Origin of the sequence: Sulfurimonas xiamenensis (genome assembly GCF_009258045.1) — a bacterium.
GTDB classification, from domain to species: Bacteria; Campylobacterota; Campylobacteria; order Campylobacterales; family Sulfurimonadaceae; genus Sulfurimonas; species Sulfurimonas xiamenensis.
Window position 1 is genome coordinate 688103 of record NZ_CP041166.1, and the last position, 25199, is coordinate 713301.

Genomic DNA, 25199 nt, shown 5'->3' on the forward strand with positions numbered 1-25199 from the left:
GCATTGTCAATCATAAAGTCTAACGTTTGAAGTGAGCTAATAAATTTCCCGCAGGGTAATTTATTAGCTCCCCTGACTTGTTAGCTTCTTGCTAGTCAAGTATATTTTTTCTTAGCTTTTCAGCTAATACATCAGCTTTTTCCATTAGATTAAAAATTTCTTTTTTTACTTCTTGAAAGTCATTATATTCATTAGGACTTTTATTTTTTAAAAGTTCTAAATTTATTTCTTTTGCAAATTTTCTTTGATATTGTGATAGTAATTCAATTAATTCGGTTTTATCAAAATATATTTTGTCATATTCGTTAATAAACTTATCAAATTCTTTACTGCCTTTTTTTGAGTTACATTTTTTACAGCATGGAACTAAATTACCAACTTGATGACCATAGCCTCTTAATTCTCCATTTTTGACTAGACCCACAAGATGATCCCATGTTTCAGCTTCATCGTTACAAAATACACATTTTAAATCTTCATTAGGATTTTGACCTAAAAATTTCAATGCTTCATTCATTTTTTCTTCATTGAAATCATCACTTGGCGCAATTGCAGATGCAAATGCGTGATTGATGGTTGTTCGTCTTTTATTATAGACTGAATAAGTTTTTAAATGTCGTTTAATATCTTCTTTTTTCACAATAATCCTATGTAAGCTAACGGTGCCGCGGGTCATCGACCTCATCACGGGGATTCCGGAGGAATACACGGGGTGAGGCTCGATGCAGCCGCTTGTTATCTGGTGCGGAGCAGCAGATGACTAGCGGGTGTTCAGCCCGCGCCCCCGTTATCCGGTCGCGTAGCGAGCGGATAACGTTTGAGTTGAGAAATATTTGAGCCGTAGGGTCAAATATTTCTCTCCAATGATTTGTTATATCTTTTATTCGTATGCTTTGGGTCTTGTAATGTAATTCATAATACCAAGCGGCAACCCTATCAATATCCAAATGAATATTAACATTCCACTACCTACAGCTTTTACAGTAGTATCTGCTGTAGCCAATTCTGGGTCACCAGAACCTGACATGAATAAACCAATAAACCATAAAATCATAAATGCATTGAAAAGAATAAACAGACTTTTAAATATTATGCCTGTAATACCTCTTTTGGGTTTATTAAGGACAAAACCACAGTTTACACATTTAAAGGACTTATCACTAACCTCTTTACCACATTCTGGACACTTAACCATTGCCATGTTGAATACTCCTATTTTTTTGATATAACGTTTGAGTTGAGAAATATTTGAGCCGCAGGGTCAAATATTTCTCTCCAAGGTATTGTTAGCACTTAAAACCACAATACATTACTGTGCAACAAAAAGCCAGTTGAATAATACCAACTCCTATTAATGTACTAATAAGAGATCCTATGCCAACAACTATACTTGAATTATACTGAAGTTTTTTAGCTGTCATACCAAATATAAATGCCCCAATAAGAGCACCTGGAATTGAAAATAGATAAACTATCCAGGCCATAGCAGCGGATGGTTCTGAAGTTGATGACATTAATATCGCATAACTGATTAAAAATGTTGTCATTGTTAACGAACATCCAGTTATAACACTAGCTCGCATTTTAGCAAGAAACAATAAGCCGATAATGACTCCTTGTGGAAGCCAATAGTATAGAAAATTAGGTAGAAAGAAATGGTTTTTTGGTGCAATTACTATTGCTGTGATAATTCCTAGAAGAACGATAATTCTAGCAACTGAATGTTCATTGATTTTAAAAGTCAAAATACCTTTCCTTTCACATGCTAACGTTTGACTCTAGCCAATAAATGACCACTAGGGCATTTATTGGTTACGAGGTTTTGTTATATACTTTGTTGTGTAATGGTTCTGATAGTATTAAATTCGCTTTGAAAAGTTTTTCTACTATGTAATGATAAAAACCATCAATATATTCGTCTTTATCATCAGTTTTTTTGTAAATATTTGGATGATTCACTTGTGCTAAATCTAACCCAATTTTTGTTAATGTTACTGTTCCTGTTTTTATTTCTTTTTTAGGAACATTTTTAAAGTCTAAATTTAAAATTCTTCCATAGTAACCAATACTAAATGTATCAGTATTGAATATTTTCACAAATCCACTTGTTGGATTAAAGCTAATAAGACCAATTTCATCTAAATGCATTAAATTACTAAAGGTCATATTATTATTCTCATAAATTTGATTGTCATTATAATCTATAATTAATGGTTGGTATCCACCAATAAACCAACAGTATTTTAAAAAATTGTCAAATAATAGAGCATCACTTTTATCCAATGTTGAGATAAATTCTATAGTTCTTTTTGAAAATGTTCCAGGAGTATTTGATTCTCCAGCTAAAATTTGTGCCCATAATGTTTGCATTTCATTATCTGATATTAATTTACATTTATCAAAAAAGTTACTTAACCAGTCATCTTCAATATCTTCTGGTGTTGCATTTTCTTCTAGTGAAGAAAATGATTTTTCAGTTATACTCTCTATATTCTCTTGTTTTTTTATTTCTTCAGTTACTAATCTATTTAAGGCTCTCTTTTGAATGTCTTCAATTTCTAAATCCATTAAAGCTTTTGTTTTTGATGCCTCAGCTTCTGCAATTGCTTTTTGTTTTATTCTTCTTGGTTCATAAACTATACCAATTGCATTAGAAATTTTTTCAACTAATACAGTTGCTGGCTTTGATAGTTTTCCAACATCAACTAATGACACATTTGGCATTCAATTTCCTTTTTTGTATATAACGTTTTAGTTGAGAAATAGTTTTGCCCGCCAGGGTAAACTATTTCTCTCCAATGTTTTGTTATATGTGTTTTTTTGATGTTAAAACTCCATCTAAAGTAATTGTTATATCTTCTATATCTTCAAAATTAGTATCTTGTAAAATAAATGATAATTCTTTATCTCCGAAGCCATAACCCCATAAGTATAATTCAGCACCTAAAGCACTTGGACTGATAACGATTCCACCTTCTTTTGCATCTGCATAGTTTTTTTGAATATGTTCTATGGGACCATAGTAAAATGTTTCTATCAAACTATCCTTATTTAAACCAAAAAATGTATTGTTTACTATTGACGTCAATTGTTCCTTTTCTCTTTCATTAAACTGCATTGCGTTTAAATATGTATTCCAAGGAATAAATATTTCCATTTTATGACGATCTTCTCGGTTGAAAAGATATTTACTATCTTTAAATAATTTTCTAATTATTGAGTAAACAAGATAATGGGATCTGATTTGATAGACAGACATGTTGTCTAATATTTTTCCAATTCTTGCTCCACGGTCATCCCTACCAGATTCAGTCCTTGAAGATGCCAATACACCACCGAAGTACTCTACTGCAACTGTATCATCACAATATGATCCTTCATCAATAATTGTTTTAAGGACTTTTGGTGGAACTTGTCCATTTTCATTAATTTTGTCACCTAATTTTTTTTCAGCATTACCAAAAATTTTCCCAACATTATCTGTCCGCTTTTGTACAAAATCTTTTAGACTTACCCCAAGGTAATCAGCAGTAGGCCCGAGTAGCTTATTTAATCCATCTTTACCTAAATAAGCAGCTACTGCACTTACTCCAATAGTTGTAACTGGTTCTGGCATGTTTATCCTTTCATCATATAACTATTTATTAGAGGACATTCTATATAAATTAACCTTAAATAACTTGATTAGTGTGACATCAAAAATGTCCTCCTATTTTAAAAAAATATGACAAACTGCAATAAAATAGTTTAGTTTTTACAAAAAAGGTTAGAATTATCAAAATTTGTATTGTCCATTTAGCCGGAAATTAGCCATTAGCAAGACAAATTGTCCTACTAATAGTGCATAAAGTGTTTAAAAGGACAGAATGTCCTTTCTAATTAAGGAGCTTATTATGCAAATAAAAAAGAAATTACTTGATATAGTTCGCGAGAAAATCAGAGTAAAACATTACAGTATAAAAACAGAACAAAGTTATGTTGGATGGGTTAAGCAATATATCTTTTTTCATAACAAAAAACATCCTATAGATATGGGAAAAAGAGAAATTGAAGAGTTTTTAACTTACTTAGCTGTTGAGCGAAAAGTCTCTCCTGCAACGCAAAATCAAGCATTTTCTGCACTACTGTTTTTATATACTCAAGTTTTAGGCATAGATTTAAAAGACACAAATATTCAAGCTTTAAGAGCACAAGAGAGAAAACATATACCAGTTGTACTCACAAAAGATGAAGTACAAAAAGTTTTGATAAATCTTACAGGAATTTATCAGTTGATTGTCTATCTCATGTATGGATGTGGTCTTAGGATGAGCGAGGCTTTAAGTCTTAGAATTAAAGATGTGGATTTTGGATTTGACAAAATTTATATTTGGGACAGTAAAAGTTTGACAGATAGAACATTACCTTTGCCACAAGCTATAAAACAAAGACTTTTAGCACAAGTTGATTATGTTGCAAAAATTCATAAAAAAGATTTAGAAGATGGATTTGGTTCTGTATATATGCCTTATGCTCTTGAGAAAAAGTATCCAAAAGCACAATTGGAAACAAAATGGCAATTTTTGTTTCCAATGACAAATGTTTCTAGAGATCCAAGAAGTGAGATAGTAAGGAGACATCATGTACATGCTAAAACATTAAGTAGAAATATTAAAATTGCTTCTCAAAAAGCAAATGTACATAAACGAGTAACCTCTCACATATTTAGACATAGTTATGCCACTCATTTGTTACAAGCCGGGATAGACTTGCGTTCAATTCAAGAATTATTGGGACACAAAAGTGTTGAAACTACAATGATATACACGCATGTAGTTTCTGAAATGAACAAGAGTAAAGTTATAAGTCCTTTGGATTTCTAATTCTGCACTCTATTACAATGGCCACACAATAAGCAGCATTGGAATACTTATAACAACAATGAGAATCTCCAGCGGCAGTCCAAGCCTCCAGTAGTCACCAAACCTAAAGCCGCCGGGGCCCAGTATCAGCGTATTGTTCTGGTGGCCGACAGGGGTGAGAAATGCACATGAGGCGCCGATCGCCACTGCCATTAAAAAAGAGTCGGCATTGACACCTAGCGCGCTCGCAGTACCGATGGAGATCGGGCACATTACCGCTGCGGTGGCGGCGTTGTTCATCATATCGGAGAGGAACATAGTGATAACAAGAATTAGTGTCAGACCGATCACGGCGTTGCCGTAGGCGACTTTTTCGATGATTAAGCGTGCGATCAAATCAGCGGTACCAGTAGATTCCATTGCTCCAGCCACTGGAATAAGTGTTGAGAGCAACACAATTACAGGCCAGTCTATAGACTCGTACACATCGCGCAGCGGTACTGTCCGAAGTGCCATAGACGCCAGTACGCCCGTGGCAAACGATATTGATGCCGGCAACAGTCCAAGAGCAGCGATTGCAACAGAGAGTGCCATGATGATGCCGGCTTTCCATATCTTGCTTCTGTCAGGGATGCGCAGATCGCGTTGTGCCAGAGGTACGCAGCTGTAGTCGGCGGCAAATTCCGAGATCGATTCAGGCGAGCCCTGCATTAGCAGCAGATCGCCGGCTTCGAGGCGGGCAGTGCGCAGGCGTTTGATGGAGAGCTGACCACGACGCGAGAGGGCCAGTAGGTTAAGATTGTAGCGTGTTCGTAACTGGATGTTGCTAGCTGAGCGTCCTGTAAGGTGGGAACCAGGCAGAACGGCAAGTTCTTTCAAGACGATTTCGTCAGAGGTCGTAACATCTTCTTTTTCCTCTTTAGTCTCTTCCTTGTCCTTATCTTTGTCACTGTTTTTTGTTTCGTTTTTTTCTGTTTCGTCTTTTTCTGTTTCGTCTTTTTCTGTTTCGTCTTTTTCAATGGACTGCACTGCTTCTTCGAGCTTAAGTCCCAATGTAGAGAGCGCATCGGCAAGGGTTTCAGCCTCTGCCTCTAGTATGAGGATATCTTCGGCAAGTATCTTGCGCCACTGGTTTGGTACACTAAGGCGGACATCGTTACGAACCATGCCGATGACTTGTGTGTCGTTATCATCAAGAGCCGTCTCAATTTCACGCAGGGTCATACCTACTGCTTTACTCTCTTTGGGTACCCTTGCTTCGGTGATATATGCTCCTGATTCGAATCCTTCGACTCCGATTTGCTTGCGTATCGGAATCAGGCGTTGACCCAGCAAGAGTATGAAGGCTAATCCGGCAAAGGCAACGACCAGTCCAACATGTGTGAAGTCGAACATAGAGAAGCTCTCGGAGCCGGTCTCGGCGCGAAAACCGGCGACAATCATATTTGGCGGCGTGCCGATCATCGTTGTCATGCCGCCAAGGATGGTACCAAAAGCCAGCGGCATCAGTATCTGGCCGGGAGTCAAGTTCAGGCGTTTCGCCATCTGTAGAGCTACTGGCATTAACAATGCCATCGCGCCGATGTTGTTCATAAAGCCTGAGAGTACCGCTCCAAGTCCGATTAGCGCGGTCATGCTCAGTGTTACTCCCGCTTGCGAGGGCAACACGGTGCGAGTCAGTGCATCCACCACACCTGAAGTCTGCAAACCACGGCTGAGCACCAGTACACAGGCAACAGTTATAACAGCCGGATGACCAAATCCTGCAAATGCTTCGAGCGGCGGCACTAGTCCAGCCAGAACGCATGCCAACAGCGCAGCTGCACCTACCATGTCGTGGCGCCAACGACCCCACAAAAACATTGCCATCGTAATAATCAAAATTGCCAGTATTAGTAGTTGTTCAGTCGTCATATATTTAGTCCGTGCCCAATTTGTCTGCTTGTTATGCAAGCAGACAAGTATTTATATAAAAAATACTGTAGCATATATAGGCTGAATAAAAACATTAACCTTGCTTATCAATGATTTTTAGAGATAAATAAAAGAAGTAAAAAAGTAGCTATTGATTATTTGGATTTCTGGACTTTTTCCCTAGTTTGACAAGCGCTATTCCGATGCCAATTATGACAAATATCGCAGCAATGGTTGCTGCGATAAATGTAAAAGATATAGGTTCGGCAAAGTTAGGCATTTAAAACCTTTGAACATCTTGGGCAGGTGCTCTCTTCATTTTCTGACTGGTATTTCCAGCATCTAGGACATTTTGCTTTTGTCGCTTTTGCTATTATAAATGTATCGCCATCTACGCTGAATGTCCCAAGTTCTTCAGATGTTTCGCCCTCTATAACGCCAGATACCACGAACCAGTCTTCAGCTTCTGTTTTGTTCATTTTAAGAGCAGTTTTTGACTCTGTGTAGAGTACCAACTCCAGTGTGTTTTTTATGATTTTTTCTTTTTTAAGAGCATCTATTTTTTCGTAAAAACTCTCTCTGGCAGCAAACATATAATCAACATTGAACTCAGATTTTACATCTTCGATACTCTCATAGACAAAATCAAAAATGTCCTCTTTGTCGCCTTTGATGATAGCAGGAGCGTTCTCTACTATCTCATCTGCTGTGTAAGTAAGTATTGGCGCGATTAATCCTAAAAGAGATTTAGCTATGATAGCCATTGCACTCTGACTTGCATTTCTTTTCGCGTCATTTTTACCGTCGCAGTAGAGAGAATCTTTTGTGATGTCGATGTAAATTCCGCTTAACTCATTTACGATAAAGTTGTTGAGTAGGTTCATTCCATTTACAAAGTTATAACCGCTAAATGATTTGTGAACCGCATCAAATACCTCTTTTGCTTCACTTAAAATCCACTTGTCAAGTTCACCCATCTCTTCATATGGTGATATAGCTTTAAGGTCATTTATGTTTGCAAGCATAATTCTAAAAGTGTTTCTCAGTTTGCGGTAGTTTTCAGCCGTTTGTCTTAAGATGCCTTGAGAGATTTTGAGGTCTCCCTGATAGTCGCTTGAAGCAACCCAAAGACGCAAAATTTCACTGCCGTACTCTTTTAAAACTTTTTCAGGAGCTACTACATTGCCTTTAGATTTTGACATCTTCTCACCCTTTTCATCAACCGTGAAACCGTGAGTAAGGACCCCTTTGTATGGCGCTTTGTGCTCGATCGCCGCACTTAAAAACATTGATGACTGGAACCAGCCGCGGTGCTGATCGCTTCCTTCAACATATAAGTCTGCCTGATATTCGCCTGCATCGTAGTTGCGGGATTTTAAAACCGAATACCATGTAGAGCCGCTGTCAAACCAAACATCCAAGATATCCGTTACTTTTTCAAGTTCATCAGCGCTGTATCCTGCACCCGGATAGAGAAGCTGTTCTGTAGGCATTGAGTACCACGCATCGCTTCCATGCATCTCAAAAACCATTGCAGTAAAGTTTAAAACTTTCTCATCAAGAAGGATTTCGCCTGTCGCTTTTACTCTAAAAAACGCTATTGGAACACCCCAGTCTCTTTGACGCGAGATACACCAGTCGGGACGGTTTTCAACCATTGATCTAAGTCTGTTTTTGCCGCTTTGTGGATAGAAGAGAGTCTTTTCAACTTCATCAAGAGCGATTTGTCTCAGTGTTTTGTTTTCACCCTTAGGCGTGCCGTCAACACTGATAAACCATTGTTTTGTCGCTCTGAAAATTAGAGGCGTGTGGCTTCTCCAGCAGTGTGGGTAGGAGTGCTTAAACTTTGAAACATGTATAACACTCTCTCCCATAAGAGCGATAATATCTTCGTTAGATTTAAAGATATGTCGCCCCACAAACTCCTCTGCATTTGGAATCAAACCATCCCTAACGAGTGTGTTGTCATAACATCCCGTCTCATCAACCGGCATAACGACTTCAAGGTCATAAACAAGACCAATGCGGTAGTCATCTTCACCGTGTCCCGGAGCCGTGTGAACACACCCTGTACCGTTTTCAACTAGAACATGTTCGCCAAGAACTATGCGGGAAGTTCTGCCATTTAGCGGATTAAGCGCAAGAAGGTTCTCAAACTCTTTTGCATGAAAAGTTTTAGCGATATCGCCGTCTAAGATACCTTGCTCTTTTAGAGACTCCAGAAGTTTTTTGGCAACGATGTATCCTGTTGTCGTTAGAACATACTCCTCCTCAGGGTTGAGTGATATTCCTGTGTTTGCAGGTATCGTCCATGGAGTTGTCGTCCAGATAACTAAAGCTGCTTTTGAATCTATAGAGAGTTTCGCTTTTGCATCATCGCTTAGCTCAAACGCGATAAAGATTGAGTAATCCTCTTTGTCTTCATACTCTACTTCAGCCTCAGCTAGTGCCGTTCTCTCAGCCCATGACCAAAAAACAGGTTTGCTTCGCTCGATAAGAAGTCCTTTTTTTGCAACATTGCAAAGAGTGCGGTAGATGTTTGCCTCAAATTTATAATCCATAGTTACATAAGGGTTTTCCCAGTCGGCGATGATGCCAAGCTTTTTAAACTCTTCTCTTTGGATATCGACAAACTCAGATGCGTGCTTGCGGCAAAGTTCTCTTACTTTTGCGGCACCAAGAAGCTCTTTTTTCTGTTTGCCGCCTACTTTTTTCTCAACCTGCTGCTCAATCGGAAGACCGTGACAATCCCAACCCGGAGTAAAACGCACTGATTTGCCGTTAAAATAGTTATGTTTTATGATTATATCTTTTAAGATTTTGTTGAGTGCATGACCGATGTGCGTATTGCCATTTGCGTATGGAGGACCGTCATGAAGAGTAAAGCTCTCGGCATCTTTACGGTTGGCTTTCATCTTTTCATATACTTTCTTCTCATCCCAAGAAGCGTATCTTTTTGGTTCATTGTTGATAAGATTGCCTCTCATGGCAAATTCAGTGGTTGGTAAAAGTAGCGTATCTTTGTAATCCATAATTGTCCCAAATAGTGTAAAATTTTTGCATTATATCCTTTGAGGGTTTAAAAGCTACTTTAAAATATTTAAATAGTATTATAATAGAGAAAATAATTTTTATAAAAAGGGTGTTTATACCATGAAACTGCATCTTCTATTTATAGGCAATAAGTTTATATACAATAGAGCGTTAAAAGAGTACATTATTAGAAAAATTGAGCAAAAAGCTGATTTTATAAACTCAATAACTTTTTTTAAAGAGAGTGACAACTCACTTTTTTTATATCTAGAAAGAGAACTTCACTCTACAGACAAATATATAATTATAACTACAAAACAGCATTTCTCAACTTTAGGAAAACTTATCTGTACAGTTACAAGTGATAATCAAGTTTTAAAAGATGATATGTTAATACCTTCAAATAGTTCTTTATATGAGAAAGGAAGTTATCTTTTGGAGTATAAAAATTCAACTGCAAATGTTTTGCATATAGATGAAATGGAAAAATTTCCAGAATTGTTATTAAATTTTGAAGAAACAAAATATATTATGCATCTGTTTGATGAAAATGATAGAGAACATATGATCTCTTTAATTGCTCCAGTTGCACAAACATATGATGTAAAAATAGATATAGTTGATATTATTGAAGGGTGGTTTATTGTTAATATCAGAAGTAAAAAATATGGTGATATATCTCAATTTATTGCCTCTGTTAAGCAGTTGTTTCCAAATAAGATTATTGCAGCAGAGAGTATAGAGAGCTATATTATAGATAGATTATCCTTACACAAAAAAAAGATCTCATTCGCTGAGAGTTGTACAGGTGGACTCTTAACCTACTATTTTACAAAAAACAATGGAGCTTCAAAGATACTTGATGGTTCATTGGTAACATATGCAAACAATATAAAAGAGAGTTGGCTTGGAGTAAATGCAGATACACTTGAAAAACATGGAGCAGTAAGCAGCGAAGTTGTTTTGGAAATGAGTGAAGGAGCACTAAATGTAAGTAACGCTGATTATGCCATATCTATAAGCGGAATTGCAGGTGATAGCGGAGGAACCAAATATAAACCGGTAGGTACTGTATACATAGGAGTAAGAAGTAAAATCAGACATAAAGAAATTCACTTAAATCTCAATGGAGACAGGAACTATATTCAACATCAAAGTGTACTTTTTGCCATTAAAATGCTTCTACTGATGGATAAAGAGATGTTTTTTTAAATTTCTCTCTTTTTATCTTGACAATTAAAACCTATTTGTCTATAATTTCGACCTCTTAAACATTTAGGAGAAAATGTCTTGTTAGCTCAGCTGGTAGAGCACGTCACTTTTAATGATGTGGCCGATGGTTCGAATCCATCACAGGACACCATTTTACATATGCGCGGTGGTAGTTCAGTTGGTTAGAATACCTGCCTGTCACGCAGGGGGTCGCGAGTTCGAGTCTCGTCCACCGCGCCACTTTTTTAGGGCGCTTAGCTCAGTTGGTAGAGCGCTACCCTTACAAGGTAGATGTCACTGGTTCGAGTCCAGTAGTGCCCACCATTTTTTTGATTATACTGCGTTAAATTTAAACTCGCATAGTTTGTTATGCTTCGTCAAAATTTGCCTTGTCTAATACAAAAAAAACAAGTTTTTTTACAAAGCCTTTTGTTTTAAATGAAAGTGACCCTTTCGTCTAGTGGCCAAGGACACTATCACTTCATGGTAGGGACAGAGGTTCAAATCCTTTAGGGGTCGCCACTTATTGGTGTTATAAATAGAATAGATTTCAAATTCTTGATTTTGACTTTAATTGAGACAGATTCTTTGCGGAATGAGGAGCATAGTAAATCTATGTGACGAATGGAACAGAGGTTCTAATGAATAGTAAAGTAAAAAGCATAATTTTAGGGCGCTTAGCTCAGTTGGTAGAGCGCTACCCTTACAAGGTAGATGTCACTGGTTCGAGTCCAGTAGTGCCCACCATAACATTATTTGTACGCGAAATGAACAAAGTCCATTTTACTGCGTTAACACTAGGTTTTACTCAGCGTAAAGCTCATCGAACTAGTTCGATTTTGTTATACAGATAATTTTTATAGTGACAATTAGTAATTTATAAAATTCTTGATTTTTGTTTTAATCAAGGCGGATTCTTGAGTGAATGAGGAGCATAGTTGGACTATGTGACGATTTAGCGAAAGGTTCTAACGCGGAGAAAAGCAAAAAGCATAATTTAAATGCGCGGTGGTAGTTCAGTTGGTTAGAATACCTGCCTGTCACGCAGGGGGTCGCGAGTTCGAGTCTCGTCCACCGCGCCACTACTTTTTTTTAAAATCAATTATAAAAAACTTTTTTTCCCTCTTTCGTCGTACATGTCTTTATATCTAAATGCTATAAGATTTTGCATTATTGCAAAAAGAATAACAAAAGTTATAAAACTGCTTCCACCGTAACTAAACATTGGCAAAGGAACTCCGACAACTGGAGCATATCCTATAGTCATTGAAATATTTACAGACATATAGATAAAAATCATAAATGATGTTGCTATAGTTACAACTTTTATGTAGTAATCAGTGTTAAAAATACTTAAACTCATAAGATGCAAAATAAGCAATACATATATAAGTATAATACCTAAAGCCCCTAAAAATCCGCTTCTCTCAACTAAAAACGCAAAGATAAAATCACTTGTGGCAATGGGAAGAAATCTCATTTGGGTCTGTGTTGCTTCATCTTTTGACTTGCCTGTCAGTCCGCCTGAGCCTATTGCAATGATAGATTGCTGAACATGATAGGAAGGTTTTTCGCTAAGAAAATCTTTGATTCTGACTTTTTGATAATCATGAAGCAAAAATTTGTAAGCAAGCGGGGAAAGAAGCACAATTGAACCAATAATAACTGCCCATATTTTCCAATGCACCCCTATAAAAAACAGCACCCCGTAGCCAACTAGAAGAAGAATAATAGCAGTGCCTAAATCAGGCTCTTTTGCTATTAAAAAAAATGGCAGCAGTATGTAAATACTAATTTTTAAAAACTCTTTTAATCTATAGCCGTTTATGGGCGGAGGACTTTTTTTTATAAGATATGCGAGCATTAAAATCAGCGCCGGTTTTACAAATTCTGATGGCTGAATGGTAGCATTTATAAAAGGTATTTCTATCCATCTTTGTGCTCCGAGTCTTGCATGACCAAAAAATTCAACTGCAAAAAGCAACCCTATGCTAATCCAGTATATAAGGGGAATAAGCCAGCTCATTCTGCGAATCGGAAGGAAAAAAACAACTAAAAAAACTAAAAAAGAGATACCGACATAAGCCATCTGCTTTTGTGCAAGAGCAGGCACAACTTCGCCTATAAGCCAGTTTGAAGTAAGAATTAACGGAATGATAAGAATAATGGAAATAAAATCAAATTGTGCTAAAATACGCTTATCAATTCTCCACAAGTTTGAAACTCCATAAAATTTTAGAAATTGTATCATAAAGGTTAGAAATTTGAATGAAAAAAAGAGTTATATTTGCAACGAAGCCCAGCGTCTTGATACATTTTTAGCGTTAGAAATCGGGCAAAGTCGTTCACAAATTACACAGTTAATTAAAAAAGAGTGTGTGTATGTTGATGAAAAAATAGTTTCTCGATGCGGTGTTAAACTAAAAGAAAATCAAGTAGTTAAAGTTAATTTTCCTGATGTTGAAACAAAACCGGCGTTAGATATTGATTTTCATGTTGAGACACTTTATGAAGATGATGATGTTTTGGTTATAAACAAACCAAGCGGACTTACAGTCCATCCTGCGCCCAGTGTAAAAGAAGCGACACTTGTTGACTGGTTAAAGCATAAAGGGATAAGACTCTCTACAATAAGCGGAGATGAACGCCATGGTATAGTTCACAGACTTGATAAAGGTACAAGTGGAACTATGGTAATAGCAAAAAATAATGAAGCTCATGAATTTTTATCTGCTCAACTTCAAGATAAAAGTATGGGCAGATATTATTTGGCGGTTATTAATCCTCCTCTTAAAAATGATTTAACTCAGATAGAGTGCCCCATTGCCAGAAGTTCAAATAATAGACTTAAAATGGCTTGTCAGGAGCACGGAAAATATGCTAAAACAGTTTTTAAAAATTTAGCATTATCAAATGATGAGAAAAACCAGCTTGTCGCATGTAAACTTTTCACAGGAAGAACGCATCAAATTCGTGTTCATTTAGAGAGTATAAATCGTCACATAATAGGTGATCATATCTACTCTTTAAGCCCAAAACAAGAAAAATCAGAACGAATTTTGCTTCATGCGTATATAATATACTTCGTTCATCCCAAGAGCAAAGAGAAACTCTCTTTTGCCGTGTTGCCTGATGAAAAGATGATGGGATATATAAATAAGAAATTTAATAAGGAGCAAATAGATGAAATTATGGACATTAATCACATTATGTACAGCTTCACTGCTAATTCTTAGCGGTTGTGGTGCAAAACCAACACCAAAAAAAGAGGCGGTTGTAGATGATACACTGCCTATTGTTAAGCTTACCAACAACGGGACTATAGCTGATGTTAACGCAATAGCATTTGAGTGGGAACTTATAACAGATCCAAGAGTGAAGGGTGTGTATATATATAAAATTGATTTAGACAATGCAAAAGTGGATAGTGATGAATATTATGATACGGTTGATAATCGTTTTTCTACTCATTATCTTGATTCAAATGTAGAACCAAATTCAAAATATGGATACTATTTTAAAACCTACAGTGCCAATGCTGAGTCAAAAAAAAGCAAAATAACTACAATATCTTCTTTGCCGTTAATGGAGTCTGTAGCGTGGCTTCATAGTATAGGAAGCATGCCAAGAAGTGCAAAAATAATTTGGCGGCCGCATACAAATCAAAAAGTAAAAGCTTATATAATTCAAAGAAAAACTCTCGAAGAGGATATTTGGAGAGATATAGCAACGGTAAATGGGCGATTAAATGCGGAGTATATAGATAAAAATTTAAAAGATAATTATACATATAAATATCGTATTAAAACAGTTACATTTGACAATCTCGTCTCAAAACCGAGTCAGGAAGTTACAGTTGTGACAAAAAAGCTGCCAAAAGAGCTGACACAAATAACCGCTTCAACCGATTTACCAAAAAAAATTGAAATTAAATGGGAAGAGAGCGATACAAAAGATTTTTTAGTATATAGACTTTATAGATCTTCTAGTATTGATGGGAGTTATAAGGTAGTTATTGATACAAAAAAGAATTCATATGTTGATTTGATTGAAGAAGATGGTAAAGAGTATTTTTACAGAGTGAGTGTTTTTGATAAAGATAAACTAGAAAGTGCTTATGAAAATCATTCAGTTTTAGGTAAAACTTTGATTAAACCAAAATCACCCTCTTTGGTTGAAGCAAAATTAGTTAATGGTAAAGTTACCATATCTTGGGTGAGTTCAGATTCAAGAGATAAAAGTTTTACTGTTCAAAAAAGATATAAAAAAAGTTTTATTGAAAGTTCAATTGAAGATTTTGAAAATATAAAAGGCACTCAATTTATTGATTCAGAAATTGAAGCCGGTAAAACATACTATTACAAAGTGTTTTCAATTGACACTCATGGCATTAAGTCAGAACCGAGTATAGAAATCGAGTTAAAAATCGAAGACAAGACAGAAAAAAACACTTTGAGCAATACAGAAAAAACATTACAACAAAATAACTCTGTAGATGTAAATAAAGTAGATGAAGAGATAATAATACCAATACAAGATTTTAATTAAAAACGAGAATAAATGCCACACCTACATATAGAAGAGTTTAAAAAAACAGAGTTTCCATCGCAAGAAGATGGAGTTTTATTTAATTTTATAGCTGATAATATTAACCATAAAGAGGAGAAACTAATTTCAGTTAAAGTAGATGAAAATGAGTTTTTTTTATTGGTTAAAGATGAAAATGGAAAGAGTTTATTAAAAAGTGACAAATTAACAAGACCTGCTTCGATATATAATGTACATAAGGCTCTTTTGTCTTATGCAAAAGCAGCTCATTTAAATGTGCTCTCTTCAAATGTGCCGCAAAATCAAAAAAATATTCATCTTCAAGAGGTTACAGCGCTCAAAGATATAAACTATTTTGCAACAAACTTTCCAAAAAACAGAGAAATTCGTATTGAAGTTGGTTTCGGCTCAGGCCGTCATCTGCTTCATCAAGCCATAAACAATCCAGATACTCTTTTTATCGGTATAGAGATACATCACCCCTCAATTGAGCAGGTATTAAAACAGATAACAATTAAAAATCTTGATAATTTGCTTGTATTAAACTATGATGCAAGACTTTTTATGGAACTAGTACCATCAAATATTGTAGGAAAAATTTATGTGCATTTTCCTGTTCCATGGGATAAAAAACCTCATAGAAGGGTTATCTCCACTGCATTTATTGAAGAAGCAAATCGTATCTTAAAAGTTGGAGGAACTTTAGAGCTTAGAACGGATAGTGAAAACTATTATGCTTACTCTTATGAAACTTTTATAGCTTTTAAAAAAACAACACTTTATATAAATAAAAACAGAGATATTGCAGTAACAAGCAAGTATGAAGACCGATGGAAAAAGATGGAAAAAAACATTTATGATTTGACTATGATAAATGATGAAGAGTCTTCCGAGTTAATCTTAGAAGGTGATTTTAATTTTTCAGAAGTAAAACTTTCAACTGAAGAAATTTTAAAACTTCATAAAGAGATAAAAAAATTTAATGGTGGATTTATTCATTTTGAGAGAACTTATATGTTAAAAGATGGGATAATGCTTCGTATGTCAATGGGCAGTTTTGACAAACCTGAGCATCTTTATGTTATTGTTAAAAAAGATAAAGCATTTTACTATCCAAACTCTCCTTTAAAATCAAAAAGCAATCTTGCGGCACATCAATTTTTAAACAGAGTTCTTCATGGATAGAGTTATTGTGGCCAAAGATCTTTCATTATCTTATTCAAATAATGAAACTATTATCAATAAAGTAAATTTTTCAGTAAACTCTGGCAGTTTTGTATTTATAACGGGAGCAAGCGGCAGCGGAAAATCAACACTTTTAAAATCTCTTTTTGGAGCATTAAAGCCAAAGCAGGGAAGTCTTATAGTCGGGGGTGTTGAACTTGCAGGTGTTTCACGCTCAAAACTAAATTTTTTAAGACGACATATAGGAATTGTTTTTCAAGATTATAAGTTAATAAAAGAGTGGACCATCGATAAAAATATTATGCTTCCTTTGCTTATTAGCGGGTATGTAAAAAGTGTTGCAAATAATCAAGTAGATAAATTATTGAAACATGTAAGACTCAATCATCAATCAGGCAAATATCCGCTTGAACTCAGCGGTGGCGAGCAACAGAGAGTTGCAATGGCTAGAGCACTTGCTCATAATCCTATTATGATTTTAGCTGATGAGCCTACAGGCAATCTTGATGAATACTCTTCACAGTTAATTTGGAATCTTCTAGAGGGCGCGAATGAACAGCTAAATACTACAGTTATAGTTGTCACACATCATATTCCGCAAAATTTAAATATCGATTATAAACATTTTCATATAGAATATGGGAGTATACATGAAGTCTGTTAAGAACCATTTTTCATTAGTAATTGCACTATTGAGTATATTGTTTTCTATACAGGCGTTTTTTATTATTGATCGTTCAATTGAAGCATATAAAACAAATCTAGCAAATATTTATTCTGTTATAGCAGTTAGCAAAAAGCCTTTGGCTAATAGTGATATTTTAAGTATAAATAAATTAATAGCAGGCGTGCAAGAACTTTCACCTGATGCTGTAATAGAGAAATTCAGCAGTGATATGACAAGTGAAAATAGAGAACTTTTAAAAAATACATTGCCAAAGTTTTACAAATTAAGTCTTGCTTATTATCCAACGCCGCAGGAAGTCAAAAAATTAAGAAGCGACTTATTAAACAGCAGCAATATAACAAAAGTAGAAGATTTTTCTTATGCTCATGATACTACATACAAGCTTTTGCTTTTATTTAAAAATGTTGTTGCGCTTTTTGCTTTCGTAGTTTTTGTTGTTACTGTTTTATTGATAATGAAAGAACTGAAAATTTGGCAATATAAACATAATGAACGAATGACAATTATGGGATTTTTCGGTGCAGCTTTATGGCTTCGTTCAGCTGTACTTTTTAGGCTTGCCATAGTTGATGCATTGATAGCGAGTTTTTTAGCTTTTGGAATGTTTATCTATCTTTCATCATCTCCTTGGTTGATAGATCAGTTTAGCAATATTGGAATAAAGATAGTTATATTTAATCCCATAGATGATTTTTTATTTCTTTTAAGTATTGCTATATCTATTTCAATACTTTTAGCATTTCTTATAGTTTTGGGACATAAAGAAGAAGCATGATGCGTTTTATTTTTGTATCTGTCTTAATATGTCTGCATTTACAAGCAAGAACAAGTGTTGATGCTAAAATCGAAAAAACAAGTTCTCAAATAAGCTCTTTTTCTCAAACTCAACAAGAGATCAATAAGAAAATGAGTGAAACTGCAGAAGCAATTTTATTGCAAAAAAAAGAGATTCAAGTACAACAAGAGCGTCTGAAAAAGTTAAAAGAGGAGCTTTTAGATAAAGAGAGTTCTCATAAAGAGAATATTGGCCAGCTAAAAGAGTTGAAAATTTTTCAAAACAGACTAAAAAAAGATGGAGAAAAATTGGAAAAAGAGCTTATTTCTACAATAGCTCAAAGTGTCTCTTTGTCAATAATTTTAGAAGAGAAATATACCGCTGGTGAAGATTCGCTTATAGAGTATGAAGTTCTTGATCTTATGCATAAAAATGCCAAAATAAAGATAAAAGAGCTAAATGAAAAGTTCTATAACAACTCTAAAGATATAGATGTATTAAACAAAAAGGTTGAATCTTTAGAGATTGCCATAAACACCATTGATACAAAAAGAAAAGAGCTGATAAGAGCACAAAAAGAGAATGAAGAGTCATTAAAAAAATTAAATATAGCAAAATCTTCTTATAAGCAAGAGCTTAAAGAAATTTTGAACAAGCAAGATATGTTGAAAAAAACTTTATCTCAATTAAATATTATCAAAATAGATGAGCTTAAAAGAGCTGAAGAAGAGGCGCAAAGAGCACAAGCATTTGATGCAAAAGACATTATTTCAGATGATAATCTGCCAAAAGTAAAATCAGTCGGAAGCAGTTATCGAGCAATAAAAACAAAATATTATAAAGGTAAAAAAACTATTCCGCCTTTTAGCCCATATAGAATTACCAAAAAATATGGTACATATATTGATCCTATATACGGTATAAAAGTTTTTAATGAATCAATATCTTTAAAATCAGATGAAAAAAATACAAAAGTAAAAACTGTTTTTAACGGCAAAGTAATATATGCCGATAAAACACCGGTGCTAAACAATATTGTAATTATTGAACATGATGATGGATTACATACAATATACGCAAATTTATCTCAAATATCCCCTGATATAAAAAAGGGCGTAAAAATAAAAAAAGGGTACACAATCGGCAGAATTAGTGATGAATTGATTTTTGAAGTTACTCAAAAATCATATCATATTAATCCGATAAGATTGTTTCAATGAGTTTTTTAAATAGATTTAATATATATTCTGTTAACATAGTTTAATGTAATGAATTAATTTACATCTATTTTTTTTATTTTTATCTTGATGAAAGAGTGAGTAGTGAGCAGTAGAGAAAATTTTAACAAACATCCGTCATTTACTTCCCAAGAGATTGATTTGAGTGACTATTTTTTTACGATTGAGGGGTATGAGGGATTTTTTTATACTCTTTATCTTATAACAATTCCATATATTACTGGTGCTGTATTTTTGTTTTTTTATGTAGCAAAAGGGGATTTCAGTAACTTTATGCTCTTAGATATAAATGCTTTTTTTGTGGTTTGGCTTATAGGGTATGAAATAGTTGCAATTTTTATTTTAATTGCAATTTTAATCTCTTTTTTGCGTTATGATAAAAAAACCAAAAATCATAAACAAAATCGTCATCATTAAAAACTTGAAAAGTTTATAATTTAATAGTGTCTATTACTTAGAGTATTCAATGTTTTTTCGATATAATTGAAAAAATTTTTTAGGTGTATAGATTATGAACTTTATTCAAACTCGCGGATGCGATAAAAACACTCCTCTAAGCGTAACATTTTCACAAGCTATTTTAAGTCCAATTGCTTCTTTTGGCGGTCTTTATGTGCCGGAGAACTTACCTGATTTAGGGCGAGAATTTTTAAATAAACATGTAAACTCTTCTTATAAAGATTTGGCATTTGATTTGTTAAATCGTTTTGAAATTGATATAGATAGTTATGTTATAAAAGAGGCTTTGGATCTGTATGACAAATTTGACAACTCAGAAAATCCTGTACCTGTTGTCAAAGTAAAAGAGAATCTTTATATAAGTGAACTTTATCATGGGCCTACTCGAGCATTCAAAGATATGGCGCTTCAGCCTTTTGGGGTTGTTCTCTCTTCCATCGCACAAAAAAAAGGCGAGCATTATTTGATTTTAGCTGCAACAAGCGGTGATACAGGTCCTGCGGCACTTGAGACTTTTAAAAATCGCTCAAATGTGCAAGTCGCTTGTTTATATCCAGATGGTGGAACTTCTGATGTTCAAAGACTTCAAATGGTAACAGAGGATGCAAAAAATCTAAAAGTAATTGGGATTAACGGAGTTTTTGATGATGCGCAAAATGCGCTTAAGAGACTTTTAGCATCTGAGGAGTTTAAAAAAGCATTAAAAGAAAAAAACATACTTCTTTCAGCAGCAAACTCTGTAAATTTCGGGCGCATAATTTTTCAAATAATTTACCATATTCACAGCTATTTGGAACTCGTTCGCCAAAAAGCTATAACAATGGGCGAAAAAGTATATCTAAATGTTCCAAGCGGAAATTTTGGCAATGCTTTAGGCGCATACTATGCATGGAAAATGGGCTTGCCTGTTGAAAAAATAATTATCTCTTCAAATGAAAATAATGTTTTAACAAAATTGATTAAAACCGGAAAGTATGATTTAAGAGACTTACATGTAGTGAGTACGACTTCTCCTGCAATGGATATACTAAAATCTTCAAATATTGAAAGAGTTTTATATGATATGTTTGGATATAAACGAACAAGAGAGCTTATGCAAAATCTTGAAGAGAAGAATTTTTATGAATTAACATCTGATGAATTGGCACAGCTTCAAGAGAGTTTTGATGCTGACTTTTGTACAGGTGATGAGGGAAAAGTGTATATTAAAAAAACATTTCAAAAAAATGGTTATTTAATGGATCCTCATACTGCTACATGTATGAAATCTTATGAAACATGCTCAGATCCTAAAATAAAAACTATCGCTTACTCTACTGCTGAGTGGACAAAGTTTTCTCCAGTAATTGCAAATGCGCTTACAGGTGAAGTGGATGCTCAAGATATTAAAGCGCTTGCTTCCATTTCAAATGAAGCAAAATTAGAGATTCCATCGATGATAAAAGAACTCTTTAGTAAAGAAATAGTTCAAAAAACTGTTATAGAAAAAGAGGATATCGAAAAAGAGATTTTAAAATTTTTGTAATTTTTTTTCTGCATGCATAACACATGCAGAAAAAATGTTTAAAGTTCAGTCGCTTTTTTATAAGCTTTTTCAATAGCATCTATACAAGAAGCTCGTACATTGCCATTTTCTAAAGCTCCATAACCGGCAGCAGTAGTTCCTCCCGGACTCATAACACCATCTTTTAAAATAGCAGGATGTATCTCTTGTATAAGTTCGCCAAAACCGCCAAAAAGACCGCGCATTGCTGCCATCGCATCTGCTCTTTTCATTCCCTGTTTAACGGCTCCGTCTGCAAGCGCTTCAGAGATAAGACACAGATAAGCAGGACCGCTTCCGGCAAGCGCAGTTGCGATATCTAACTCCTTTTCACTTCCAAGCCAAAGTGTCGTTCCTATCGCTCCTAGCAGCTCCTCCGCTTCTTCTTTAAATGCTTCGTCTCCCGTAAGCGTAGTCATAGATCTGCCGACACTTGCTGCTAAATTTGGCATAGATCTTACAACCGCATCAGAATTTAAATGCTGTTTTAATTTTTGCACTTTTGTTCCTGCAAGAACTGAGTAGACAACTCTTGCTTTTCCTTTTAATTTAACAGCAACTTCTTCAACATTGGCAGGTTTAACACAAAACATAACTGTTTTGCCCTCTATATTAAAATCATCCATTAAAGCTTTTTCTATTGTAACACTCAATTCGCTTTCAAATTTGTTTAATTTTTCAATATCTCTTCCCGCAACCTCTATTTTATAGTTATGTCGCAGCCCTTTAGCTATGCTAAGAGCCATATTTCCGTTACCAATAAAAGTGATGGTTTTCATAAAATGCCTTTATCTTTTTATGGTAGTATAACATTATTGGATGAAAATTTAAAAAATTAAGAAGGAGAGAAGATGGAACAATTTTTAGCAGAGGCAAAAGAGGCAAGCAGAGTATTTAACACTATTAGCGGGGCAGAAAAAAATAGAATATTAAGAGAAATGGCAAATGCACTTAGAGAGAGTAGTGCTAATTTAATTAAGGCAAATGCTATTGATATTGCAGATGGTGAAAAAAACAATTTATCATCTGCTTTGATGGATAGATTGCTTTTAGATGAAAAACGCATTGATGCGATGGCAGTGGCGATTGAAGAGATTGCGGCACTTAAAGAACCTGTTGGTCGTGTTCTTGAGGGCTGGGTTACAGAAGATGGTTTAAAGATTGAAAAAGTATCAATTCCTATCGGTGTAATAGGAATTATTTATGAATCTCGCCCGAATGTAACAAGCGACACTGCAGCACTCTGTTTTAAAAGCTCAAATGTTTGCGTGCTTAAAGGTGGAAAAGAGGCTCAAAATTCAAATGAAGCAATAGCAAAAATTCTTCAAACTATTTTAGAAAAAAACAATCTGCCAAAATCTTTAATTTCTCTAATTCCGGACTCTTCAAGAGAAGGAGTTGCTAAATTGATTAAAATGGATAAGTATGTAGACCTGATTATTCCTCGCGGTGGGGCAGGGCTTATTAAATATGTAAGCGACAATGCAACAGTAAGTGTTGTAAAACATGACAAAGGGCAGTGTCATACTTATATAGACAAAGATGCAAAAATAGATGATGCTATAAAAATTGCTATAAATGCAAAAGTACAAAGACCTGGAGTTTGTAATGCTATGGAGACTCTTTTAGTTGACAGTGCTATAGCCAAAGAGACACTTCCACTTTTAAAAGCAGAGTTTGACAAAGCGCATACAGAGCTAAAAGGGTGTAAAGAGACACAAGCAATTATAGATGTGGCAAATGCCACGGATGAAGATTATGATACTGAGTATCTAGCAAATATCCTTAATATAAAAGTAGTAAATGGTGTCGAGGGAGCAGTAGAGCATATAGTGAGATTTTCTTCAGGCCATTCAGAAGCCATTATCACACAAAATGTAACTACAGCAGAGATGTTTTTAAATGCAATAGATGCTGCCGCCGTATATCTGAACGCTTCAACAAGATTTACTGACGGCGGAGCTTTTGGCTTTGGAGCTGAAGTTGGAATCAGCACCAACAAACTCCATGCGAGAGGACCTATGGGAATAGAAGGTTTGACAACATATAAGTTTAAAATTTATGGAAGCGGTCAAATCAGATAAATTTTGTCTTATTATTGATGCAAATCAACGCTATTTTTTTATATATAAAATATAATTCAAAAATATAAATTTAAGGAGTTAAAATGTCATATATACCTACAGAGGCATCAAAAATTGAAGTTGCGGGAGCAACTGTAGATTTTTATAAATTAGAGAAAGATGGTGAGAGTACTTATTACTTTGATACATCAAAATGCGGTCCTCCGGATCCAATGGTAAATGCGATGTGCGGATTGAAAGTTATTAAAGGAACAAATGATAAATTGGTTATGATCAATCATAAAGCTCCAGGCGGTCTTTTTGCTAAACTCGAAGAAGATATTTCTTATGAGACAGATGATCTAGGTAATGGTTTAGTTAAGATAACTTTTTCAAGCAATAATGCATCATCTGCAAATACAGATTTTGATCAAACTGCGTGCCATTAAATAGTTAAAAATGTTTTCTGTTTCGCAAGATTTTGCACCCCCATTTAAACTGATCTCTCCATTTTTTATTTTGGGGAGTCTGTTTTATCTTTTATCTGTTGTATTTGTTTTCTTTTTTTCTACAGAAAATTTATCAATGTTAGATGTAAAGATGTTAAGTTTTGTCCATCTGTTTTTACTCGGTTTTGTGATGATGACAATTTTTGGCGCAATGGCGCAATTGGTGCCGGTTGTTTTAGAAGTAGGGCATTTTGGCGTTGAACTTTTTTATGCGATTTGGCCTCTGCTTGCTATCGGTACAACCTTGATGGCATTTGGATTTAGTTATCCGACTCTACTTCCATTTGGCGGAGTTGTTGTTTTGACGGCAATGATGATATTTGTTATGGAAATATTTTTAACTATAAAAAAAGTTGAAAAACTAAATCTGGTTATGAGTAGTGTACTTATATCAAATATATTTCTTTTTTTTGGGATTATTTTTGGTTTAGTTATGGCGCTTGGATATGCCGGTATGATAGATATAGATATCAATTCTTTATTAAAGAGTCATGTCTTTTTGGTTATTGTCGGATATATTATTGTTACAATTATGGGTTTGTCTGTAGTTCTGATTCCAATGTTTGGGCTTTCTCATAGTTTTTCTATGAAGCCATTAGAAATATCTATGACAATGATAAGTTTGGCAGTTTTAATGATGGTTGCTACATCATTTACTAAATCAATATTTTTAGAATATGCAAGTTATATTTTAACAGCAATCGGATTGTTTATATACTTTTTCTTTATAAAAGTAATTTATGATACTAGAGCTAGAAAAGAGATAGATATTTATGCGCAGTCGCTTATCTTCTCATATCTTTCTCTTATAGTTTCATTAGTTTTGGGATTAGCATATCTTGTTGTTGATTATAAGCCTTTGCTTTTAACTTCTGCATGGATAATGTTTTTTGGTTTTTTTACTTTTTTAATAACCGGTCATATGTATAAAATCATACCTTTTCTTGTATGGTTTGAGAGATTTTCTCCATTAGTCGGAAAAGAAAAAGTTCCAATGTTGGCAGATATGCTTCCACCAAAAAGTTCTTCAGCTCAGTTTATTTTTAGTGCTGTTGGAGTTGTGATAGTAGCATTTGCAATATTGTTTCAAAATGAGATATTAATACAAGCAGGTGCTTCATTTTTATTGATCGGCGCTTTAGCTTTTGTAAGAAGCGTGTTTTTTATGATAAATTATAAATAAGATAGTAG

23 protein-coding genes and 6 tRNA genes are annotated in these 25199 nt (G+C 34.7%); 19 read left to right on the forward strand and 10 right to left on the reverse strand.

Translation table 11 applies throughout. The annotated features are described in order from the left end of the window. Positions 1-91 precede the first annotated feature (91 nt). The 5 genes from FJR47_RS03600 to FJR47_RS03620 form a co-directional block, all read right to left on the reverse strand. Positions 92-640 carry an HNH endonuclease gene (locus FJR47_RS03600; RefSeq protein ID WP_152299102.1) on the reverse strand — a complete coding sequence of 183 codons (549 nt, stop codon included), beginning with the start codon at positions 638-640 and terminating at the stop codon, positions 92-94. A gap of 240 nt (positions 641-880) precedes the next feature. Next, entirely contained in the window at positions 881-1201 is a 321-nt protein-coding gene (locus FJR47_RS03605; RefSeq protein ID WP_152299103.1) for a hypothetical protein, read from the reverse strand. Positions 1202-1286: 85 nt separating this feature from the next. Beyond that, on the reverse strand, positions 1287-1745 hold the full coding sequence (locus tag FJR47_RS03610; RefSeq protein WP_152299104.1) for a hypothetical protein: 459 nt from the start codon (positions 1743-1745) through the stop codon (positions 1287-1289). Positions 1746-1812: 67 nt separating this feature from the next. Further along, on the reverse strand, positions 1813-2724 hold the full coding sequence (locus FJR47_RS03615) for a DUF2806 domain-containing protein (RefSeq protein WP_152299105.1): 912 nt from the start codon (positions 2722-2724) through the stop codon (positions 1813-1815). Between the two features lie 82 nt (positions 2725-2806). Then, positions 2807-3616, reverse strand: a complete 810-nt coding sequence (locus tag FJR47_RS03620) for a hypothetical protein (protein WP_152299106.1) — start codon at positions 3614-3616, stop codon at positions 2807-2809. 277 nt (positions 3617-3893) lie between these two features. Between FJR47_RS03620 and FJR47_RS03625 the strand changes: the two genes are divergently transcribed. Further along, positions 3894-4862 (forward strand): integron integrase, encoded by a 969-nt coding sequence (locus FJR47_RS03625; protein ID WP_152299107.1) that lies wholly within the window; start codon positions 3894-3896, stop codon positions 4860-4862. 12 nt (positions 4863-4874) lie between these two features. Here FJR47_RS03625 and FJR47_RS03630 read toward each other — a convergent pair whose 3' ends face one another. From FJR47_RS03630 to ileS, 3 genes are all read right to left on the reverse strand, one after another. Further along, a complete protein-coding gene (locus tag FJR47_RS03630) occupies positions 4875-6755 on the reverse strand; it encodes an SLC13 family permease (RefSeq protein WP_152299108.1) in 1881 nt (626 codons plus the stop codon). A 148-nt stretch (positions 6756-6903) separates the two neighbouring features. Next, the gene (locus FJR47_RS09775) at positions 6904-7035 is read right to left on the reverse strand and encodes a hypothetical protein (RefSeq protein WP_256365626.1); all 132 of its coding nucleotides are present in this window, start codon (positions 7033-7035) and stop codon (positions 6904-6906) included. Continuing rightward, complete coding sequence (gene ileS, locus FJR47_RS03635) at positions 7028-9787, reverse strand: isoleucine--tRNA ligase (protein ID WP_152299109.1); 2760 nt, start codon at positions 9785-9787, stop codon at positions 7028-7030. The genes FJR47_RS09775 and ileS overlap by 8 nt, the downstream gene beginning before the upstream one ends. A gap of 121 nt (positions 9788-9908) precedes the next feature. Between ileS and FJR47_RS03640 the strand changes: the two genes are divergently transcribed. The 7 genes from FJR47_RS03640 (at position 9909) to FJR47_RS03670 (ending at position 12082) form a co-directional block, all read left to right on the forward strand. Further along, the gene (locus tag FJR47_RS03640) at positions 9909-11000 is read left to right on the forward strand and encodes a CinA family protein (RefSeq protein WP_152299110.1); all 1092 of its coding nucleotides are present in this window, start codon (positions 9909-9911) and stop codon (positions 10998-11000) included. A 75-nt stretch (positions 11001-11075) separates the two neighbouring features. Beyond that, positions 11076-11151 (forward strand) — tRNA-Lys (locus FJR47_RS03645). A gap of 12 nt (positions 11152-11163) precedes the next feature. After that, positions 11164-11240, forward strand: a tRNA-Asp gene (locus tag FJR47_RS03650). 8 nt (positions 11241-11248) lie between these two features. Then, positions 11249-11324: transfer RNA gene (locus FJR47_RS03655), tRNA-Val, on the forward strand. 122 nt (positions 11325-11446) lie between these two features. Continuing rightward, positions 11447-11522: transfer RNA gene (locus tag FJR47_RS03660), tRNA-Glu, on the forward strand. Between the two features lie 149 nt (positions 11523-11671). Then, positions 11672-11747: transfer RNA gene (locus tag FJR47_RS03665), tRNA-Val, on the forward strand. A gap of 258 nt (positions 11748-12005) precedes the next feature. Then, a tRNA-Asp gene (locus tag FJR47_RS03670) sits at positions 12006-12082 on the forward strand. A gap of 20 nt (positions 12083-12102) precedes the next feature. Here FJR47_RS03670 and FJR47_RS03675 read toward each other — a convergent pair. Then, complete coding sequence (locus FJR47_RS03675) at positions 12103-13215, reverse strand: FtsW/RodA/SpoVE family cell cycle protein (protein WP_152299111.1); 1113 nt, start codon at positions 13213-13215, stop codon at positions 12103-12105. A 49-nt stretch (positions 13216-13264) separates the two neighbouring features. On the opposite strand from FJR47_RS03675, the gene FJR47_RS03680 reads away from it, so the two are divergent. From FJR47_RS03680 to thrC, 8 genes are all read left to right on the forward strand, one after another. After that, a complete protein-coding gene (locus FJR47_RS03680; protein ID WP_152299112.1) occupies positions 13265-14236 on the forward strand; it encodes an RluA family pseudouridine synthase in 972 nt (323 codons plus the stop codon). Further along, the gene (locus FJR47_RS03685) at positions 14184-15548 is read left to right on the forward strand and encodes a fibronectin type III domain-containing protein (protein ID WP_152299113.1); all 1365 of its coding nucleotides are present in this window, start codon (positions 14184-14186) and stop codon (positions 15546-15548) included. Before FJR47_RS03680 ends, FJR47_RS03685 begins: the two co-directional genes overlap by 53 nt. A gap of 12 nt (positions 15549-15560) precedes the next feature. Further along, complete coding sequence (gene trmB / locus FJR47_RS03690; RefSeq protein ID WP_152299114.1) at positions 15561-16733, forward strand: tRNA (guanosine(46)-N7)-methyltransferase TrmB; 1173 nt, start codon at positions 15561-15563, stop codon at positions 16731-16733. After that, positions 16726-17397 carry a cell division ATP-binding protein FtsE gene (locus tag FJR47_RS03695; protein WP_152299115.1) on the forward strand — a complete coding sequence of 224 codons (672 nt, stop codon included), beginning with the start codon at positions 16726-16728 and terminating at the stop codon, positions 17395-17397. Before trmB ends, FJR47_RS03695 begins: the two co-directional genes overlap by 8 nt. Further along, positions 17384-18196, forward strand: a complete 813-nt coding sequence (locus tag FJR47_RS03700; RefSeq protein ID WP_152299116.1) for a cell division protein FtsX — start codon at positions 17384-17386, stop codon at positions 18194-18196. The genes FJR47_RS03695 and FJR47_RS03700 overlap by 14 nt, the downstream gene beginning before the upstream one ends. Next, positions 18193-19416 carry a murein hydrolase activator EnvC family protein gene (locus FJR47_RS03705; RefSeq protein ID WP_152299117.1) on the forward strand — a complete coding sequence of 408 codons (1224 nt, stop codon included), beginning with the start codon at positions 18193-18195 and terminating at the stop codon, positions 19414-19416. The genes FJR47_RS03700 and FJR47_RS03705 overlap by 4 nt, the downstream gene beginning before the upstream one ends. Positions 19417-19518: 102 nt before the next feature. Continuing rightward, complete coding sequence (locus FJR47_RS03710; RefSeq protein ID WP_152299118.1) at positions 19519-19851, forward strand: hypothetical protein; 333 nt, start codon at positions 19519-19521, stop codon at positions 19849-19851. 94 nt (positions 19852-19945) lie between these two features. After that, entirely contained in the window at positions 19946-21418 is a 1473-nt protein-coding gene (thrC, locus tag FJR47_RS03715) for a threonine synthase (protein ID WP_152299119.1), read from the forward strand. A 38-nt stretch (positions 21419-21456) separates the two neighbouring features. Here thrC and FJR47_RS03720 read toward each other — a convergent pair whose 3' ends face one another. After that, entirely contained in the window at positions 21457-22215 is a 759-nt protein-coding gene (locus tag FJR47_RS03720; RefSeq protein ID WP_152299120.1) for a pyrroline-5-carboxylate reductase, read from the reverse strand. Between the two features lie 72 nt (positions 22216-22287). Here FJR47_RS03720 and FJR47_RS03725 point away from each other — a divergent pair, with 72 nt between their 5' ends. The 3 genes from FJR47_RS03725 to FJR47_RS03735 all read left to right on the forward strand — a co-directional run bounded on the left by FJR47_RS03725 (position 22288) and on the right by FJR47_RS03735 (position 25191). After that, a complete protein-coding gene (locus FJR47_RS03725; protein WP_152299121.1) occupies positions 22288-23520 on the forward strand; it encodes a glutamate-5-semialdehyde dehydrogenase in 1233 nt (410 codons plus the stop codon). Between the two features lie 83 nt (positions 23521-23603). Then, positions 23604-23948 carry a hypothetical protein gene (locus FJR47_RS03730; protein WP_152299122.1) on the forward strand — a complete coding sequence of 115 codons (345 nt, stop codon included), beginning with the start codon at positions 23604-23606 and terminating at the stop codon, positions 23946-23948. 136 nt (positions 23949-24084) lie between these two features. Beyond that, positions 24085-25191, forward strand: coding sequence for a hypothetical protein (locus tag FJR47_RS03735; RefSeq protein ID WP_241690945.1), 1107 nt, complete (start codon positions 24085-24087; stop codon positions 25189-25191). Positions 25192-25199: the final 8 nt, after the last annotated feature.